This window comes from Enterovirga aerilata (genome assembly GCF_013044135.1).
Lineage (GTDB): Bacteria > Pseudomonadota > Alphaproteobacteria > Rhizobiales > Beijerinckiaceae > Enterovirga > Enterovirga aerilata.
Map to the genome: position 1 here is coordinate 748,087 of NZ_JABEPP010000003.1, position 18,267 is coordinate 766,353.

Sequence of the window (18,267 nt, forward strand, 5' to 3'; positions counted from 1 at the left end):
ACACGCCCGGTCAGGGCGCTGGAGAGATTGCCGGAGATGCTGACGACCCGACGCTGCCTCCTCGCCCTGCTTGGGGGGTCCTTGCTCGCCGCAGCCCCGGCCCAGGCCGCGTCCGCGCCGCGGGAGATACGCATCGATTGGGCGACGTACAATCCCGTCAGCCTCGTCCTCAAGGAGAAGCGCTTCCTGGAGGACGACCTTGCGAAGGACGGGATCGGCGTGCGCTGGGTGCAGACGCTCGGCTCGAACAAGGCGCTCGAATTCCTCAATGCCGGCTCGATCGACTTCGGCTCGACGGCCGGCGCGGCCGCCCTGATCGCCCGGATCAACGGCAACCCGATCAAGTCGATCTACGTCTATTCGCGGCCCGAATGGACTGCGCTCGTGACCCGGAAGGATTCGGGCATCACGAAAGTCGAGGAACTGAAGGGCAAGCGCGTCGCGGTCACCCGCGGGACCGACCCGCACATCTTCCTTGTCCGCTCCCTCGCCGGCGCGAAGCTCACCGAGAAGGACGTCCGGCTCGTCCTGCTGCAGCATCCGGATGGGCGCACGGCCCTGGAGCGGGGCGACGTCGACGCCTGGGCGGGTCTCGATCCGATCATGGCCGCCGCCGAGATCGACAGCGGCGCGATCCTCTTCCACCGCGACAAGTCGGCCAATACCTGGGGCATCCTCAATGTCCGCGAGGATTTCGCCAAGGACCATCCGGAACTCGTGAACCGCGTGCTCGCCGCCTACGAGAAGGCGCGGAAATGGTCGCTCGAGAATCCGGCGGAGTTGCGCCGCATCCTCGGCCAGGCGACCGGGCTGTCCGCGCCCGTCATCGAGCGGCAGCTCGAGCGCACGGAACTCACTCACTCCGCCATCGGCGAGCACCAGCGGGAGACGATCCTGCAGGCGGGCCTGGCGTTGAAGGAGGCGGGCGTCCTGCCGGCCGACACCAATGTCGCGCAGGCGGTCGACGCCCTCGTCGACCGGCGCTTCGCCCCGGCGCCGCAGTGACCGAGGCGGCGCTCGCGGAAGGCTCCGTCGGGGCTGCGGCGGCTCCCGCTCGCGCCGGCAACAAGCAGCTCGACCTGCGGGTTCTGCTCGGCCTCGTCCTTCCGGTCGGTCTCGCGCTGGGCTGGGAGGCGGCCGTGCGGTTCGGCCTTGCCCAGGGCCGCCTCGTCCCGCCGCCGAGCCGCATCCTCCAGACCTTCGCCGAGCTCGCCCGTAGTGGCGAGCTTTCCACGCATGTCTGGGCGACGCTCTGGCGGGTGGCGGTCGGATTCGGGCTCGGCGCCGCCGGCGGCATCCTGCTCGGCGCGCTCTCCGGGATCAGCGACACGAGCCGGCGGCTGCTCGATCCGACCCTGCAGGCGCTGCGCGCCATACCTTCGATCGCCTGGGTGCCGCTCTTCATCCTCTGGCTCGGGATATTCGAGGCCTCCAAGGTCGCGCTGATCGCGGTCGGCGTCTTCTTTCCGGTCTATCTCGGGGTCGCGGGCGCGATCATGTCGGTGGACCGCAAGCTCGTGGAGGTCGGCCGCGTCTTCCGCCTCTCGCGCTCCGCGCAGGTGCGGCGGATTCTGCTGCCGGCGATACTCCCCGAGACGATCATCGCGCTGCGCTCCGGCCTCGGGCTCGGCTTCATGTTCGTGGTCGCAGCCGAGTTCATGGGCGCCTCGGAGGGGCTCGGCTACCTGCTGGTGGATGGCCAGCAGATGGGCAAGCCGGACCGGATCCTGGCCGCGATCATCGCCTTCGCGCTGCTCGGCAAGCTGGCCGACGCGATTCTCGTCGCCGCCACGCGGCCGCTGCTCCGCTGGCAGGACGTCTCCCGGGAGAGGCTCTGATGCTGGTTCTGGATCGTCTCTCCAAGACCTATGCCGACGGCACCGCGGCCTTGTCGAACGTCTCGCTCCAGGTCCGTCCCGGAGAGATCGTCGCCCTCATCGGGGGATCGGGCTGCGGCAAGACGACCGCGCTCCGCCTGATCGCCGGGCTCGACCGGCCGAGCGCCGGAGCGGTGCGCCTCGACGATGAGCTGGTGGTGGAGCCCCATCCGGCCATCGGTATCGTGTTCCAGGAGCCGCGGCTCCTGCCCTGGCACACGGTGGCCGACAATGTCGGCTTCGGCCTCATGGACCGGCCCGCGGCCGAGCGGCGCGAGATCGTGGCCCATGCGCTCGAACGGGTCGGGCTCGCCGAGCACGCCCATCGCTGGCCGAAGGAGCTGTCGGGCGGGCAGCAGCAGCGGGTCGCGATCGCGCGCTCCTTCGTGACCCGGCCCAAGGTCCTGCTGCTCGACGAGCCCTTCTCGGCGCTCGACGCCTTCACGCGCGCGAGCCTGCATGAGCACCTCTTCCGGCTGTGGGACGAGACGCGGCCCACGGTCCTCGTCGTCACGCACGACGTTTCGGAGGCCGTGACGCTCGCCGACCGCGTCGTCGTGATGCGGCCCAAGCCCGGCCGCGTGGACGATGAGCTCGATCTCGGGCTCGCCCGGCCGCGCGACCGGATGTCGGCCGCCGTGGAGGTGGCGACGCGGCGCGTGCTCGCGGCCCTCGACCGCTCTCTCAAACCCGTGCAGAACCGCCCGGCCGGCGGACCGGCCGGGAATGCGCTCTGGTGGTGATGGAGGCGAGGATGGATGCGGCTGCGCTCAGGGCCATGCAGGCTCCCCTGAAGGAGCGCTATCGGAGCGATCCCGACGCCGCGACGATCACCCTGAAGGCGGAGGGCAGGCTCGACGAGTCGAACATCGCCTGCAAGGTCGAGACGGGCCGGGCGCTCGCGGTCGCGGGCCTCCACCCGGCGACGGGCGGCTCCGGGGCGGAGCTCTGTTCGGGCGACATGCTGCTCGAGGCGCTCGTGGCCTGCGCGGGCGTCACGCTCAAGGCGGTCGCGACCGCGCTCGGGATCGAGCTGCGCAGCGGGAGGGTGAAGGCGGAGGGCGACCTCGACTTCCGCGGGACGCTCGGCGTCGACAAGGGCGCGCCGGTCGGCTTCAGGTCGATCCGGCTCGGCTTCGAGGTCGATACCGACGCCTCGCCCGATCAGATCGACACGCTGCTCAAGCTCACCGAGCGCTATTGCGTGGTCTTCCAGACCATCAACCAGCGCCCGCAGCTCGAGGTCGAGCTCCGCCGCACATAACGCGGCAGCCGGGAACTTGTACGGCGCAGCGGGCATTCCCAGCTAAGTCTCCCGCTCTGGCGGGGGCCGTCGTTCGGCTTCGCCGGACAGGTTGGGGATGGCGCCTTCCGGCGGCCCTCGCGAGGGTTGGGCCGGTTGGCGGCGCTTGGTCCGGAGCGGTCCGTGGAGGTCATCGACGAGGAGAGCGCTGCTCCCGGGCGGGTTGCGACCCGGCGCGCGCTCCTGCTCCTCAACCAGAAGGCGCGCAACGGCGGGCTCGACATCTCGGAGCCCCTCGACATCCTCCGCCGCGGCGGGATCGAGATCGAGACGCGCGGCTGCGACAGCGCCGCCGCCATGGCCGAGACCATCCGGTCGGTCGCGGGCGGGGTCGACCTCGTGATCGTAGGCGGCGGCGACGGCACGCTGAACTGCTCCGCCCCGGGCCTCGTCGAGACCGGGCTCCCGCTCGGCATCCTGCCGCTCGGCACCGCGAACGACCTCGCCAGGACGCTCGGCATCGGGCCGGACCCGGCGAGCGCGGCCCGCACGATCGTGGACGGCCACCTGCGCGCGATCGATCTCGGCGAGGTCAACGGCCATCTCTTCTTCAACGTCGCCTCGATCGGCTTCTCGGCCGAGCTCGCGCGCGAGCTGACCCGGGAGGCGAAGAAGCGCTGGGGCGTGCTGGGCTATGCCATGGCGAGCGCCCGGCTTCTCGCCCGCACGCGCCCCTTCACGGCCTTCATCGAGCATGAGGGCGAGACCCTCAAGGTGAAGACCGTCCAGATCGCGGTGGGGAACGGCCGTCACTACGGCGGCGGGCTCACGATGGATCCGGCCGCCGAGCCGGATGACGGCCGCTTCCACGTCTACAGCCTCGAGGTCGCCCATTGGTGGCAGCTCGTGGCGCTCGCCCCGGCGCTCAAGCGCGGCACGCAGGGCACATGGCGCGACGTGCGGGCCTTCACGGCCTCCGAAGTGACCATCAAGACGCGGCGCAGCCGCTCCGTGAACACGGACGGCGAACTCACGACCGCGACGCCCGCCGTCTTCCGCGTCCGGCCCAAGGCCGTGCGCGTCTTCACCCCTGCGCCCACCGGACGCGAAACCTGACGATGGATCAGATCCTACCGCTTCTCACCGACCCGACCGCATGGGCGGCGCTCGCCACCCTCATCGTCATGGAGGTGGTGCTCGGCATCGACAACCTGATCTTCCTGTCGATCCTGACCAACAAGCTGCCGGAGCACCAGCGGGCCAGCGCGCGCTATATCGGCCTCGGCCTCGCTCTCTTCATGCGGCTGGGCCTCCTCTTCACAATCACCATCATCATCGGTCTGACGCAGCCGATCTTCGAGATCGCCGGCAAGGGCTTCTCGTGGCGCGACCTGATCCTGATCGGCGGCGGGCTGTTCCTCGTCTACAAGGCCACGCGCGAGATCCACGAGAGCGTCGATCCGCGCGAGCACGCGCCCGGCGTCGGCCGAGCGGCGGTGAGCTACGGCGGGATCATCGTCCAGATCATCATGATCGACCTCGTGTTCTCTCTCGATTCGATCATCACCGCGGTCGGGATGACGGAGCATCTGCCGATCATGGTGATCTCCGTGATCTTCGCCATCGTCGTGATGGTGATCGCGGCCGGGCCGCTTGCGAACTTCATCAAGGCGAACCCCACCATCGTGATGCTGGCCCTGTCGTTCCTCCTGATGATCGGCATGGTCCTGATCGCGGACGGGTTCGGATTCAAGGTGCCGAAGGGCTACATCTACGCCGCCATGGCGTTCTCCATCTCGGTGGAGGCGCTCAACATGTGGGTGCGGCGCTCGCAGCAGCGCCGCCATCTGCGGGCGGAGGCGGTGGAGCAGTCCGGCACGCCTCCCATCACGCGCCGCGCCCAGGAGCAGATCGCAGCCGACGGCTGAAGCGCGACGGGAGCTGGACCCGCCTCGGGCGGGCTCGTCGGGCTTTTCAGAGCCGACGCCCGCTCTCCGGCTCGAAGAGATGGGTCGCGGCCGGCTCGACGGCGAGCGCGAGGGTGCCCTCGGTCGGCGCGGCCCCGGTGGCGACCTGGACCGTTGCCGCGACGCCGTCGATTCGGCCATGGATGAGCTGCGTGGCGCCCAGCTCCTCGACGAACTCGATCTCGAGCGGCAGGGTGCCCGGCGCCGACGCCGCGACGCGCAGGTCCTCCGGACGAATCCCGAGCTCCACCGGAAGCCCCGCTCTCCCGCCGCCGGCGCCGGCCGAGACCGCGACCCGCCGCTCGCCAACCGAGACCGCTCCATCGTCGCGGAGGACGGCCGGGATGAAGTTCATCGCCGGCGAGCCGAGGAAGCCGGCGACGAAGCGCGTGGCCGGGCGGCGGTAGAGCTCCGTCGGCGTGCCGATCTGCTCGACCTGGCCGGCATTCATCACGACGAGCTGGTCCGACAGGGTCATCGCCTCGACCTGGTCGTGCGTGACGTAGATCGAGGTCACGCCGAGCGAGCGCTGCAGCCGCTTGATCTCGACCCGCATCTGGACCCGGAGCTTCGCGTCGAGATTCGAGAGCGGCTCGTCGAAGAGGAACACCTGCGGCTTGCGCACGATGGCCCGTCCCATCGCGACGCGCTGCCGCTGGCCGCCCGACAGCGCCTTCGGCCTGCGGTCCAGATAGGGCTCGACATCGAGGATGCGGGCCGCCTCGCGCACGCGCGCATCGATCTCGGCCTTGGGCGTGCCGCGATTGCGCAGCCCATAGGCCATGTTGTCGTACACGCTCATATGCGGATAGAGGGCGTAGTTCTGGAACACCATCGCGATGTCCCGGTCGGCCGGCTCGATCGCGTTGACGACCCGCTCGCCGATCCTGACCGTGCCGCCCGAGATGGTCTCCAGGCCCGCGATCATCCGCAGCAGGGTGGATTTTCCGCAGCCCGAGGGGCCGACGAGCACGCAGAACGAGCCGTCCGCGACCTCGAAGGAGACGCCCCGGACGGCCTCGACGCCGCCGTGGTAGACCTTGCGGACGTCGGTGAGGGTGACGCTTGCCATGTGTCTCTCAAGCTGTGCGCGCGATCCCGCTCCCCCTTGGGAGAAGGTGGCACGGCGGAGCCGTGACGGATGAGGGGTTCAGGCGGCCCCGCCCCTCATCCGGCCGCGCTAGCGCGCGGCTCGGCTTCTCCCGCAAGGGGAGAAGCGGGCGTGGGGCCGTCATTTCTCGGTTTCCACGAGGCCGCGGACGAAGAGCTTCTGCATCCCGATCACGACCAGGACCGGCGGCAGCATGGCCAGGACGGCCGTCGCCATCACGATCTGCCACTCGGTGAGCGCATCGGAGGTGACGATCATCTTCTTGATGCCGATCACGATGGTCTGCATGTCGTCGCGGGTCGTGATCAGCAGCGGCCAGAGATACTGGTTCCAGCCATAGATGAAGAGGATCACGAAGAGCGCCGCCATGTTGGTGCGCGAGAGCGGGAGCAGCGTGTCCTTGAAGAACCGGAACGGCCCCGCACCGTCGATCTTGGAGGCCTCCACCAGCTCGTCCGGGACCGTCATGAAGAACTGCCGGAAGAGCAGCGTCGCGGTCGCCGAGGCGATCAGCGGCAGGGTGAGGCCCGCCATGGAATCGAGCAGCCCGAGATCGGCGACGATCTTGTAGGTCGGGTAGATGCGCACCTCGACCGGCAGCATCAGCGTGACGAAGATCGTCCAGAATGCGGCCATCCGCAGCGGGAAGCGGAAATAGACGACCGCGTAGGCGGACAGGATGGAGATCGCGATCTTCCCGACCGCGATGATCATCGCCATGAGGAAGCTGTTCAGCAGCATCCCCGCCACCGGCTCGCGCGTCGACCGGCTCGGCCCGATGACGAGGGTCCGGTAATAGGTGTCGATGGCCTCGCCGCCCGGATAGAGCGGCATCTGGCCGTTCGCGATCACGGCCGATTCATGCGTCGAGCCGACGACCGCGAGATAGACCGGGAAGGCCACGACGGCGACGCCGGCCATGAGCACGAGATGGGGCAGGAGCGTGCCCCAGAGACTGCGTCTTTCGACCATCAGTAGGTCACCTTCCGCTCGATGAAGCGGAACTGGATGGCCGTGAGGCCGATCACGATCGCCATGAGGATCACGGATTGCGCGGCCGAGCCGCCGAGATCGCCGCCGAGCCGGCCATCCGCATAGACCTTGTAGACGAGCGTCTCGGTCGCCTTGGCCGGGCCGCCGCCGGTCATCGCGTCGATCGTCCCGAAGGTCTCGAAGAAGGCATAGACGATGTTCACGACCACGAGGAAGAAGGTCGTGGGCGAGAGGAGCGGCAGGATGATCGTCCAGAAGCGTCGCCACGGCCGCGCGCCGTCGATCGCGGCCGCCTCGATCACGCTCTTCGGGATCGCCTGTAGCCCGGCCAGGAAGAACAGGAAGTTGTAGGAGATCTGCTTCCAGGAGGAGGCGAGCACGACCTGGATCATCGCGTGGGTGCCGTTGAGCCGCGGGTTCCAGTCGATGCCGAGCCGCCGCAATCCCTGCGCGATGATCCCCAGCGAGGGATCGAGCATGAAGATCCAGAGCACGCCCGCGACGGCCGGCGCGACCGCGTAGGGCCAGATCAGCAGCGTCCGGTAGCCGGTCGCTCCCTTGATCTCCCGGTCCGCCATGACCGCGAGCAGCAGCGCGACCGAGAGCGACATGACCGTGACGGCCGTCGAGAAGACCACCGTCGTCCAGAGCGTGCGGTAATAGCCCGGGTCGGTGAAGAGGTGGATGTAGTTCTCGAACCAGACGAACTCGGTCGAGAGCCCGAAGGCGTCCTCGACGAGGAATGACTGGCGGACCGCTTGGGCCGCCGGCCAGTAGAAGAAGATCAGCGTGATCGCGATCTGCGGCGCGAGGAGCGCGTAGGGCAGGGCGCGGTTGCCGAAGACGGCGCGCTTCTCCACGGCGCCCTACCTCCCCCTTGCGGGGAGACCGGCTGCGAAGCAGACGGGTGGGGGGCGTAGGCGTCGAGCTCTATCCGGCCCGACCCCCACCCCGGTCCTTCGCTTCGCTTCGGCCCGGCCCTCCCCGCAAGGGGGAGGGAACGCGCGACTCACCGGCTCACCGAGCGTTCGAACTGCCGCAGCATCTGGTTGCCGCGGGCGACCGCCGCGTCCAGCGCGTCCTTCGCGGGCTTCTGGCCCGAGAGCGCCGCCTCGATCTCCTCCGCCCAGACGTCGCGGAGCTGGACCATGTTGCCGAGCCTGAGGCCGCGCGAATTCTCGGTCGGCTCCTTGTTCGTGAGCTCGATGAGCGCCGTCTGGAGCGAGGGGTTCTTGTCGTAGAAGCCCGACGCCTTGGTCTTGTCATAGGCCGCGCGGGTGATCGGCAGATATCCGGATTCCTGGTGCAGCTTCGCCTGCCGGTCCGTGTCGGACAGGAAGGCGAAGAACTTCGCCACGCCCTTGTATTCGGCCGCGCTCTTGCCGCCCATGACCCAGAGCGAGGCGCCGCCGATGATCGAGTTCTGCGGCGCGCCCGGAACGTCGGGATAGTACGGCATCGGCACCGCGGCCCAGTTGAACTTCGCGTTGCCCTTCACGTTCCCGTAGAAGCCGGACGAGGTCAGGAAGATCGGGCACTCGCCCGAGGTGAAGCGGCCTTCGCCGGCATTGGTCCGGCCGGAATAGTCGAAGGTCTTGTCCCTTTGCAGCTCCACGAGCGTCTGCAGGTGCCTGACCTGGACCGGTCCGTTGAAGCGAAGCTCCGTGTCGAAGCCGTCGAGCCCGTTCGCCTTCGTCGCGAGCGGCAGGTTGTGCCAGGCGGAAAGCTGCTCGAGATTGGCCCAGGTGGTCCAGGCGGTCGAGAAGCCGCAGGTCGCATGGCCGGCGGCCTTCAGCTTCTTGGCGGCATCGAACACCTCCGGCCAGGTCTTCGGCGGCTGGTCGGCGTTGAGCCCGGCCTTGGTCAGCGCGTCCTTGTTGATCCACATCACCATGGAGGACGAGTTGAAGGGGAAGGAGAGCATGTCTCCCTTCGCGGTGGAGTAATATCCGGTGATGGCGGGCAGGTACGACTTCGGATCGAAGGGCTCGCCCGCCTCCTTCATCAGCTCGAAGACGGGCTTCACGGCGCCCCGCGCGGCCATCATGGTCGCGGTGCCGACCTCGAAGACCTGGAGGATGTGCGGGGCGTTGCCGGCGCGGAAAGCCGCGATGCCGGCATTCATCGTGTCCGGGTAGCTGCCCTTGTAGGTCGGGACGACCTTGTACTCGCGCTGCGCGGCGTTGAACTCCTCGGAGAGCTTCACGACGACCTCGTTGTTGCCGCCGGTCATGGCGTGCCACCACTGGACCTCGATCTGCGCGGAAGCCGGCGAAGCAAGCGCGACGGCCGCGGCGGCGGCCGCGAAGCGGGCGAATGATCTCATAGCGTTCTTCCCTGAAATCCGGAGCCCTGGCCGGGAGGCCGGGCCCGTCTCGTGTTGGTCGGACGGCACGATGCCCGCGTGACCGATATACGACAATACGATGACAGCCGCTCCTGCGACGTTAGTCCGAGGGCGAAGCCCGGTTCAGGCGGCCTTCGCCTCGTCGAGCCGGCGGGCGACGAGCGAGCGCAGCGCACGGAGATCGCGGACGAAGAGGCGGATGCCTTCCGAGAGCTTCTCCGTCGCCATCGCGTCCTCGTTCAGGCAGAAGCGGAAGCTGGGCTCGTCGAAATCGCGCCACGGAGGATGGGCCGCCGGCGTGTGCGGCGACAGGCGGCGCTCCAGCCTGCCTTCGTCCCGCGACAGCTCGTCGAGCAGGGCAGGGGAGATCGTGAGCCGGTCGCAGCCGGCGAGCGCCTCGACTTCGCCCACGTTGCGGAACGACGCGCCCATGACGATCGTCGCCACGCCGCGCGCCTTGAACGCCCCGTAGATGCTGGCAACGGACAGGACGCCGGGATCCGTCTCGGCCGTGTAGGGCCCGCCGCCGTTCTTGATGTGCCAGTCGAGGATGCGCCCGACGAAGGGCGAGATGAGGAACACTCCGGCTTCGGCGCAGGCCATCGCCTGGACGGAGGAGAAGACCAGCGTGAGGTTGCAATCGATGCCTTCGCGCTGGAGGATCTCGGCCGCCCGGATGCCCTCCCAGGTCGCGGCGATCTTGATGAGGATGCGCTCGCGCCCGACGCCGAGAGCCTGGTAGTCGCGGATGATCCGGCGCGCTGCCTCGACCGTGGCGGCGGTGTCGAAGGAGAGGTCGGCATCGACCTCCGTCGAGACCCGGCCCGGCACGATGCCGGCGAGCTCGGCGCCGACCGCGACCGCGACCCGGTCCGCCACCGCCGCGACCGTCGCCTCCCTGGTCCCGGACTGGCGCCGCCCCCAGTCGAGCGCGCGCTCGAGCAGCTCGGCGCCCGCCTCGGTCTCGGCCGCCTTGAGCAGGAGGGTCGGGTTGGTGGTGCAGTCCTGCGGCTGCAGGCGCCGCACGGCTTCGATGTCGCCCGTATCGGCGACGACCGTCATCATGGACCGCAATTGCTCGAGCTTGGAAGACATGGATCTCGGCTCCTCGCCTCGCTCATAGGGCTGGCAGCCGCCGCGCCGCAATGCGCTTGTGCAGGTGGACCATGAAGGCGATCCCGAAGAGCGGGATCAGAAGGTTGACGATCGGGATGAGGACGAGCCCGGCAAGGATCGCGCCCGCGGCGAGGATCGTCCCCCGGTTCTCGCGGCGGAGCCGGGCGGCTTCCGCCATCGGCCTGAAGCGTCCGGCCGCCATCTCGAAATACTCGCGGCTGAGCAGATAGGCGTTGGCCGCGAAGAAGGCGAAGATGTTCACCCCCGGCACCAGGATGAGCATGAGGGCGGCGAGGTTCACGAGGAGCGCGAGCCCGGCGAAGCGCAGACCGTAGGCGATCGACTTGCCGAGCGAGATCGGCTGCCCCGGCGGATCGGCCGGAAAGTCGGTCCGCTCCACCGCGAGCGCCGCCTCGTCGAGGAAGAAGCCGGCGACCAGCGCCGAGGTGACCGGGAGAATGTAGAAGAGCCCGACCAGGAGTCCGGCGCCGGCGAGGAACACGAGCGCCGTGTTGACGACGGGGTAGTCCGCGCTGACCGGGTGGGCGGTGACGATATAGGCCAGGAGCTGCGTCAGGCCGTACCAGAGGAGCCCGATGAGCAGGAGGGTGAAGCCGAGCGTCCGCCAGAACAGGCCGCGCAGTTCCGGGGACAGGACCTGGCGGAAGGCGGCATAGGCGGATGGGAGGAGGATGGCGAGCATCGCTCCGCCATACACGACCTTGCGGAGGCGCGCTCGCGCGGCTGTGGCTTGCCCCCGCGGCTGCCTCCCGGCATCACCCTCCGGTCAGTCACCTCCGAGCGCTCCGTGCATCGCCCGATCTCCACGCCGTCCCTCGCAGAGCCCGAAGGGGAGGTCGACGTCGCGATCGTCGGGGCGGGCGCGGCCGGGATCGCGGCCGCCCGCTTCTGCCGCGCCGCGGGCGCGAGCACCGCCGTCCTGGAGGCGCGCGACCGGGTGGGGGGGCGCGCCGTCACCGTGCGGCTCGGCGGGCATGCGGTGGATCTCGGCGCCCATTGGCTGCATGCCGGCGGCCTGAATCCGCTCGTGCGCCTCGGCCGCGAGCGGGGTGAGGCGATCCGGCGGGCGCCCGGGCAGGGCCACGTCGTCCTGGACGGGCGCTTCGGGACGCGGGCCGACCGGGAGGCGCATGGCCGCGGCTTCGAGGCGGCGGACAGGGCCTTCGCGGCTGCCGCCCGCCGCGACGGGGACGTCTCGCTCGCGCAGGCGCTGCCGCCGCTCGGGCGCTGGCGCGCTCCGATCGCGGCCACCATGGCGCTGATCAGCGGCCGCCCCCTGGCCGAGGTCAGCGCCCAGGATTTCCCGAGCGACGAGTTCGGCGACAACTACTTCATCCGCGGCGGCTATGGCGCCTTCCTGGCCCGGCTCGCGGCCGGCCTTCCGGTCCGGCTCGGCTGCCCAGTCACCGCGATCGACTGGTCGGGACCGGGCGTGCGGCTGTCCACGCCGCGAGGCACGGTGCGGGCGAGGGCCGCGGTCGTGACGGTGCCGATGCCGCTCCTCGCCGGAGGCGCGATCCGCTTCGCGCCCGGCCTTCCGCCGGGGATGGCCGAAGCCCTGTCCGGCTTCCTGCCCGGCGCCTACGAGCATGTCGTGCTGCAATGGCCCGACGCACCTTTCAGGGGGGCGGACCGGCTGGCCAAGATCGTGACCGTGCGCCGGAGCCTCGGGCTCCTGACCTGGATCGAAGGGGCGCCGATCCACTATCTTGAGCTGGACTACGCCACGGCCCTCGCGGCCAGCGGGCGCGACCGCGCCGCCCGCCTCGCGCGCGACTTCCTGGCCGGCGTCCTCGGGACGCACGCGATCCGGAACATGCGCGTCCTCGCCGTGACCGACTGGCTCTCCGACCCCCTGTCCCGCTCTTCCTGGTCGGTCGTGCCGCCGGGCCGCGTGGCGATCCGCACGGAGGCGGCGAAGCCCGTCGCAGACCGGATATGGTTCGCCGGCGAGGCGACCTCCCGTTCGCTGTGGGGCACCGTCGGAGGCGCCTGGGAGGAAGGCGAGCGCGCGGCGCGCGAGGTCCTGGCGATCGTCGGGCGCGGAGAGCCCGAGAGACCGGGGGAAGCCCGGAGACCGAATTCCCCTCCGGCTGGAAACGACGTAAGCGCCTCTGCGTGGCGGACGAACGCCAGGGAAGCCACATCGTCGGGGGCCTGAACCGGATCATGCTGACCTATGCGGTCGGGGATATTCATGGATGCCTCGACCTTCTTGTCGCGTTGCTTTCGCGGATCGAGGCGGATGCCGCCGGACGCCGGCACCGGCTCGTCTTCGTGGGGGACTATATCGACCGCGGGCCGGACAGCGCCGGCGTGATCCGGACCTTGCGGTCGCTTCAGGCCCAGCGCGGCGGCGAGGTCGTCTGCCTGAAGGGCAACCACGAGGATCTCTATCTGAGATCGTTCGGCCGGCCGGAGGTCCTGCGCAACTGGCTCTACAACGGCGGGGACGCGATGCTCGCCTCCTTCGGAGCTGGCGGGATCGAGGAGGTGCCGGCCGACGTCACCGCCTGGATCGCGTCATGTCCGGTGAGCTTCGAGGACGAGTGGCGCTATTACGTCCATGCGGGGCTGCGCCCGGGACGGCTCCTGGACGAGCAGAGCGAGTACGACCGCATCTGGATCCGCGACGAGTTCCTGGTGGGCGACCACGATTTCGGGAAGTTCGTCGTGCACGGCCATACGCCGCGCCCGGACGGCAGGCCGGATCTGCGCCGGCACCGCGTCAACCTCGACACCGCGGCCGTCTATGGCGGGCGGCTCACGGCCGCCCGCTTCGGCGACGAGCAGGCCGCCCCGGAGGCCTTCCTTCAGGTCGATTGATCAGGCCGCGCGGGCCCAGCCGAACAGGGAGCGGGACGGAGCCGGGCGGCGTCGCGCGGCCTCTTCGATCTCCTCGCGAAGATGCGCGATCAGCCTGGGCGAGATGATGTCGCCGTTGCGCGTGACGATCCAGGCGGCCTCGGACGCCCCCTCGGAGGCTGCCTGGAGGGCGTCGTGCAGGGTCGGGTAGACCGCCTCTTCGTCCCAGCCGTCGCCCGCGGGCCAGAAGAATAGCTTCGCAGGCGCATCCCATTCGTAGGTACGCATCACAGAACCACGCGATCTGTTCGAGTTTGATGGATGCGATTAGGGCCGCGGCAGGGTTGACGGTGGCCTAACGCGGGACGTCAGATCCGGGCACAGATTGCCGCAGGCGGCCGCTCGCGGCGGAGGACTGGAATGGGCGCGACCCTCACCCTGCTGGATCTCGCCGGGATGGTGGCTCTCCTCCTCTGGGGCGTGCATATGGTCCAGAGCGGGATCCAGCGCGCCTACGGGCCCGATCTGCGGCGCATGCTCGGATCCGCCCTCGGGAGCCGCTTTCGAGCCGTGCTGGCCGGCATCGGGGTCACGGCCGCGCTCCAGTCGAGCACGGCGACCGGCCTCATGGCATCGTCTTTCGCGGCCGGCGGCTTCGTCGACCTGGTGCCGGCGCTTGCCGTCATGCTCGGGGCGAATATCGGCACGACGCTGATCGTCCAGGTCCTGTCCTTCGACGTGGTGCGCATCGCGCCGCTCTTCGTGCTCGCCGGCGTGATCATGTTCCGCCGGGGCGGCTCGACGCGGGCGCGCGATCTCGGCCGCGTCGCGATCGGACTGGGGCTGATGCTGCTGGCCCTGGCTGGCCTTCTGGAAATCCTCACTCCTTACGAGGACTCGCCCCCGCTCCGCTCCATGCTGGGCATGGTCGTGACCGATCCCTTCGTCGCGATCATGCTGGCGGCCCTCGTCACCTGGGTCGCGCATTCGAGCGTTGCGGTCGTGCTCCTCGTGATGTCGCTCGCCGACAAGGGCATCGTGCCTTTCGAGGCCGCGATGGCGCTGGTGATCGGGGCGAATGTCGGTTCGGCGCTGAACCCCCTTCTGGAAGGCTCCTCGGGATCCGATCCGGCCGGCCGCCGGGTCGCGGTCGGCAACATGATCAACCGCCTCGTCGGGCTCGCGGTCGTGGTTCCCCTGCTCGGCGTGATCGGCCCGGCGATCCTGCGCTACCAGCCGGACCTCGGCCGGGCGGTGGCGGATTTCCACACCGCCTTCAACCTCGTCCTCGCGGTGCTGTTCCTGCCGCTGCTCGGGCCGCTCGCGCGCCTTCTGAAGCGTTGGTTCCCGACGCGCGTGGACGCGGCCGATCCCGGCCAGCCTGAGCACCTGGACCAGGGCGCGCTCGAGACACCGCCGATCGCGCTCGGCCTCGCCACCCGCGAGGCCTTGCGGATGGTGGACGTGCTCGAGACCATGCTCAAGGGCGCCTCCGACGCGCTCGACCGGGGCGACCGTGCGCGCATCGGCGAAACGCGCCGGATGGATGACGTGCTCGACAGGCTGAACGCCGCCATCAAGGCCTATGTCATGGCGCTCGATGTCGACAGCATGACCAGGGCCGACCGCCGGCGCGCCGCCGCGATCCTGCGCTTCTCCATCAATCTGGAGCATGCCGGCGACATCATCGAGAAGAACGTCATGGCGCTCGCCGCCAAGCGGCTGAAGCGGGGGCTGCAGCTCTCCCGCCAGGACCGGGAGGAGATGCGCGCTCTCATCGACCGGCTGGAGGCGAATCTGCGTGCGGCCGCCTCGGTCTTCGTGACGGAGGATGCGCGGGCGGCCCGGATCCTGGCCGACGAGAAGGCGGCCTTCCGCGACCTCGAAGCGAAGGCGATGGCGGCGCATTTCGGCCAGCTGCGCGGGACGGGGATTGCGCCCGCCGAGACGAGCCCGCTGCACCTCGATCTCCTGCGGGATCTGAAGCGGGTGAACGACCACCTCGTGGCCGGCGCCGCCTATCCGGTGCTGCAGGGGCAGGGCGAGCTGCTGTCCTCCCGCGTGCGCGAACCCGCCCGGGACGCGCCGGACGAGGACCCGGAATAGCTCCGGATCAGGGCCGGGCGTGCAGCCCGGGCCAGGGCCGCCAGGTGAGCGGCGCCGTGGCGCAATCGGCCCGGTTCACGCTGGAGCCCGCCCGGCTCAGCGGCAGCGAGACATAGCCCGGCGCGAAACCGAAGGCCTGCATCTGGCGCCCGCCGGAGCCGGGTCCGGCATCGACGTCCAGGCAGACGAGCCAGAGCAGCCGGCCGGTGCTGTCGCGGGTCAGGACGGGGTCGCTCAGGGCGGCATCCCGGAGCGCGCCGGGATCCCGATAGAAGCCTCGCGCCCATTCCGCGATGCGGGCGCGGTAGTCGCGCGCGATCGGCGGGAGGTCGCCGGGCGTCACGGCCCTTTGGCCCGTGCTGGGCCCGCAGCCGGCGAGAAAAAGGAGGGCGGGGAAGAGCAGCCGCTTCAGCTTCGGCTCCCATCGGCAGAATCGCTTCCCCGCCATATAGCAGGTGGCGCAGAGAACGACCGGCCACCCCGCTTCGTAAAGCTGCGTGTGCGGGAAGGGCTACTCCCTTGCCGTGCGCCGTGGAACCGAGTTCCAGCTGGGTCGCGGGCGCATCCAGGATCCCGCTGTCGGGAAGCTGAAGGCACCTGGCCGCCTGTCCTGCGAGCAGGCCCAGGAAGTGATTCTTGTTCTGCGCCTCCACGGCGAGGCGCATGTCCTCGGACGAGAATTCGTACAGCACGGCCGGCATCATAGCGTCCTTGTCCCTCCGAAGGCCAGCATGGCGCCGCTCGGCGGGATCCGAGTCTTTCGCGGGTCCCGGCCGACGGAGTCCAGGGGAGGGATCAGTCGACGAAGGTCAGATACCGAGGAAGCTGGGGAAGGGAGCCGAGTTCGGCCAGATTGAAGCGGTGCATCCAGCGTGCCTCGGCGACCTGGATGTGGTTCCTGAGCAGTTTCGCGGCCATCTCTGCTCGGCCTTGTGCGAGAGCGTGCAGGATCTCCGCGTGTTCACGCAGCGCCGCATCGATCAATTCGGACGGGAGGCCCAGCACCGGGTCGACCAGGTGGCGGGTCGGCGCGAACAGAAGATGGGCCTTCCTCAAGGGCCTGAGCAATTCAGGATTGGGACATGCGCCGAGAATGGTGATGTGAAGATCCGTTTCCGCCCTGTCGAAATCCGAGCTTCCTGCGGGAGCGCCGCCCAACAATCGCTCCACGTGCCGGAGCGCCTCGGACAGTAAAGCGGGATCCAGAGCCGATGCGGCCCGCAGCAACGCCTCGGGCTCCAGGACGGCTCGAAGCTCGAAGAGGTCGCTAATCTGCTCCGGCCGAACCTGCCGAGCGACCCACTTCCCCGTATCGGTCTTCGACACGATGCCGAGCCCGTGCATCCTCCCCAGGAGGTCCCGCGTCACGGTGCGGCTGACGCCGAAGTGGTCCGCCAGCTGCCTGTCTTTGATCCTGACCGAGCCCAGGAGGACACGGTTCAGGATCTCCTGCTCGACCTCGGCATAGATCCGCTGCCACTGCGGCGATGAGCTGATCTTCTCTCCGTCCAGCTCGGCTGCCCGGCCGTGGACGTCCCCGGAGCCGCCGGGGATCTCGTATCCGCGCCCCTGTCGCTGCACGATCAGCCCCTGCGACGCGAGCAGAGCGAGAGCCTCGCGCGCGGGAGAGCGGCTGATGCCGAAGGCGCGGGCGACCTGTGATTCCGTCAGCCGGTCGCCCGAGCGGAGCCGGCCATCCTCGATCATATCCCGAAGGCGAGCGAACGCCCGATGGCGGAGGGAATCGGGATCCTCCGCCGCACGCGCCCCGCTGTCCCGAACCATCCCCATCGCCTCGTCCACTCCCGCCGGCTGCCAGCTTGACACCGCAAACCTCTACCCCTAGCAATTTATGAACTTTGAATGCCAAGTACAAATGTCCTGCCGAGCAGGGCGCCAGGGAGGCTGCGATGTTCGGGCGATACAAGATGCACCCCAATAGCGGGGTGAACCCTCCCTACGCTCCCGCCTACCCGGTCGAGTGGGAATGTCCGCTGCGGACGGTCGAGGTGGTCACGAGGGTCGACCAGTCGAAGGTCGAGAAGCTGCTTGCGGACACACCTTTTCGGCTCGTGAACGACCGGGTGGCGTTCCGCTTCATGCTCTCGCCGGGCCACACCCTAGCGATCCATGCGGGCCAGATGTTCGACCTGATGGTGACCGTGGCGGTGCGCTACGAGGACCTCTTCACGCAGACACATATCCACATGTACTGTAGTGATCCGATGGGGATCGCGGCCGGACGCGAACTCTTCGGCTACACCAAGAAGGACACCCATTACGCCTTCGAGGAGAGCCCCGACCACGCGGTCACCGGCTGGGTGAGGCGGCGGGGCGTTCAGCTCGTTGATTACGAGTTTCAGCCCGATCCCTCGGCGGAGATCGTGCGGCTCGTGGACGGACCCGAGCAGCCGGCAGGCGAGATCCATGTCCGCCGCCTCCCTCATCCCGAGCGCCTCGAGACGGCCTACGCCGATATCGTCTACCGCCGAACGCCACTCGAATACACGCCTCCGCTCGCAGGCCGCGCCAGAATGGTGCTCCACTCCTCGGCCTTCGATCCCGTCGCCGATCTCGAGCCGGAGATCCTGGGCGCGCATTTCATGACCTCCGACGTCTACGGCGGCGGCTTCGAGGTCGAGGACCGGCGGCTGCTGAAGCGGCTGATCCCGTGAGCGCCT

The 18,267-nt window shown here is 69.3% G+C and carries 19 protein-coding genes; 10 read left to right on the forward strand and 9 right to left on the reverse strand.

Features of this window, described 5'->3' with window-relative positions:
- Positions 1–36 precede the first annotated feature (36 nt).
- The 6 genes from HJG44_RS13740 to HJG44_RS13765 all read left to right on the forward strand — a co-directional run bounded on the left by HJG44_RS13740 (position 37) and on the right by HJG44_RS13765 (position 5,048).
- Positions 37–1,005, forward strand: a complete 969-nt coding sequence (locus HJG44_RS13740) for an aliphatic sulfonate ABC transporter substrate-binding protein (RefSeq protein WP_171218899.1) — start codon at positions 37–39, stop codon at positions 1,003–1,005.
- Positions 1,002–1,838 carry an ABC transporter permease subunit gene (locus HJG44_RS13745; RefSeq protein ID WP_171218900.1) on the forward strand — a complete coding sequence of 279 codons (837 nt, stop codon included), beginning with the start codon at positions 1,002–1,004 and terminating at the stop codon, positions 1,836–1,838. Before HJG44_RS13740 ends, HJG44_RS13745 begins: the two co-directional genes overlap by 4 nt.
- The gene (locus HJG44_RS13750) at positions 1,838–2,620 is read left to right on the forward strand and encodes an ABC transporter ATP-binding protein (RefSeq protein WP_171218901.1); all 783 of its coding nucleotides are present in this window, start codon (positions 1,838–1,840) and stop codon (positions 2,618–2,620) included. Before HJG44_RS13745 ends, HJG44_RS13750 begins: the two co-directional genes overlap by 1 nt.
- 11 nt (positions 2,621–2,631) lie before the next feature.
- The gene (locus HJG44_RS13755; RefSeq protein ID WP_171218902.1) at positions 2,632–3,141 is read left to right on the forward strand and encodes an OsmC family protein; all 510 of its coding nucleotides are present in this window, start codon (positions 2,632–2,634) and stop codon (positions 3,139–3,141) included.
- 162 nt (positions 3,142–3,303) lie between these two features.
- Complete coding sequence (locus HJG44_RS13760; RefSeq protein WP_346767157.1) at positions 3,304–4,236, forward strand: lipid kinase; 933 nt, start codon at positions 3,304–3,306, stop codon at positions 4,234–4,236.
- Between the two features lie 2 nt (positions 4,237–4,238).
- Entirely contained in the window at positions 4,239–5,048 is an 810-nt protein-coding gene (locus HJG44_RS13765; RefSeq protein ID WP_171218903.1) for a TerC family protein, read from the forward strand.
- 46 nt (positions 5,049–5,094) lie between these two features.
- On the opposite strand, the gene HJG44_RS13770 is transcribed toward HJG44_RS13765, so the two are convergent.
- The 6 genes from HJG44_RS13770 to HJG44_RS13795 form a co-directional block, all read right to left on the reverse strand.
- A complete protein-coding gene (locus HJG44_RS13770) occupies positions 5,095–6,159 on the reverse strand; it encodes a sn-glycerol-3-phosphate import ATP-binding protein UgpC (RefSeq protein ID WP_171218904.1) in 1,065 nt (354 codons plus the stop codon).
- 159 nt (positions 6,160–6,318) lie between these two features.
- Positions 6,319–7,170, reverse strand: a complete 852-nt coding sequence (ugpE, locus tag HJG44_RS13775) for a sn-glycerol-3-phosphate ABC transporter permease UgpE (protein ID WP_171218905.1) — start codon at positions 7,168–7,170, stop codon at positions 6,319–6,321.
- Positions 7,170–8,051 (reverse strand): sn-glycerol-3-phosphate ABC transporter permease UgpA, encoded by an 882-nt coding sequence (gene ugpA / locus HJG44_RS13780; protein WP_171218906.1) that lies wholly within the window; start codon positions 8,049–8,051, stop codon positions 7,170–7,172. The genes ugpE and ugpA overlap by 1 nt, the downstream gene beginning before the upstream one ends.
- A 149-nt stretch (positions 8,052–8,200) precedes the next feature.
- A complete protein-coding gene (gene ugpB, locus HJG44_RS13785) occupies positions 8,201–9,517 on the reverse strand; it encodes a sn-glycerol-3-phosphate ABC transporter substrate-binding protein UgpB (protein ID WP_171218907.1) in 1,317 nt (438 codons plus the stop codon).
- 144 nt (positions 9,518–9,661) lie between these two features.
- Positions 9,662–10,633, reverse strand: a complete 972-nt coding sequence (tal, locus tag HJG44_RS13790; protein WP_171218908.1) for a transaldolase — start codon at positions 10,631–10,633, stop codon at positions 9,662–9,664.
- A gap of 22 nt (positions 10,634–10,655) precedes the next feature.
- Complete coding sequence (locus tag HJG44_RS13795; protein WP_171219002.1) at positions 10,656–11,348, reverse strand: sulfate transporter family protein; 693 nt, start codon at positions 11,346–11,348, stop codon at positions 10,656–10,658.
- Positions 11,349–11,462: 114 nt separating this feature from the next.
- Between HJG44_RS13795 and HJG44_RS13800 the strand changes: the two genes are divergently transcribed.
- Together HJG44_RS13800 and HJG44_RS13805 are read left to right on the forward strand one after the other, a co-directional pair.
- Positions 11,463–12,836 carry a flavin monoamine oxidase family protein gene (locus HJG44_RS13800; protein ID WP_346767158.1) on the forward strand — a complete coding sequence of 458 codons (1,374 nt, stop codon included), beginning with the start codon at positions 11,463–11,465 and terminating at the stop codon, positions 12,834–12,836.
- 8 nt (positions 12,837–12,844) lie between these two features.
- On the forward strand, positions 12,845–13,501 hold the full coding sequence (locus HJG44_RS13805) for a metallophosphoesterase family protein (RefSeq protein WP_171219004.1): 657 nt from the start codon (positions 12,845–12,847) through the stop codon (positions 13,499–13,501).
- On the opposite strand, the gene HJG44_RS13810 is transcribed toward HJG44_RS13805, so the two are convergent.
- Positions 13,502–13,768 (reverse strand): hypothetical protein, encoded by a 267-nt coding sequence (locus HJG44_RS13810; protein WP_171218909.1) that lies wholly within the window; start codon positions 13,766–13,768, stop codon positions 13,502–13,504.
- A gap of 132 nt (positions 13,769–13,900) precedes the next feature.
- On the opposite strand from HJG44_RS13810, the gene HJG44_RS13815 reads away from it, so the two are divergent.
- Positions 13,901–15,586 (forward strand): Na/Pi cotransporter family protein, encoded by a 1,686-nt coding sequence (locus tag HJG44_RS13815; RefSeq protein WP_171218910.1) that lies wholly within the window; start codon positions 13,901–13,903, stop codon positions 15,584–15,586.
- A gap of 7 nt (positions 15,587–15,593) precedes the next feature.
- On the opposite strand, the gene HJG44_RS13820 is transcribed toward HJG44_RS13815, so the two are convergent.
- Together HJG44_RS13820 and HJG44_RS13825 are read right to left on the reverse strand one after the other, a co-directional pair.
- On the reverse strand, positions 15,594–15,929 hold the full coding sequence (locus HJG44_RS13820; protein ID WP_210261085.1) for a hypothetical protein: 336 nt from the start codon (positions 15,927–15,929) through the stop codon (positions 15,594–15,596).
- 452 nt (positions 15,930–16,381) lie between these two features.
- Positions 16,382–17,413, reverse strand: coding sequence for a GntR family transcriptional regulator (locus tag HJG44_RS13825; RefSeq protein WP_171218912.1), 1,032 nt, complete (start codon positions 17,411–17,413; stop codon positions 16,382–16,384).
- Between the two features lie 83 nt (positions 17,414–17,496).
- Between HJG44_RS13825 and HJG44_RS13830 the strand changes: the two genes are divergently transcribed.
- On the forward strand, positions 17,497–18,261 hold the full coding sequence (locus tag HJG44_RS13830) for an acetoacetate decarboxylase family protein (RefSeq protein WP_171218913.1): 765 nt from the start codon (positions 17,497–17,499) through the stop codon (positions 18,259–18,261).
- The last annotated feature ends 6 nt before the right edge of the window (positions 18,262–18,267 follow it).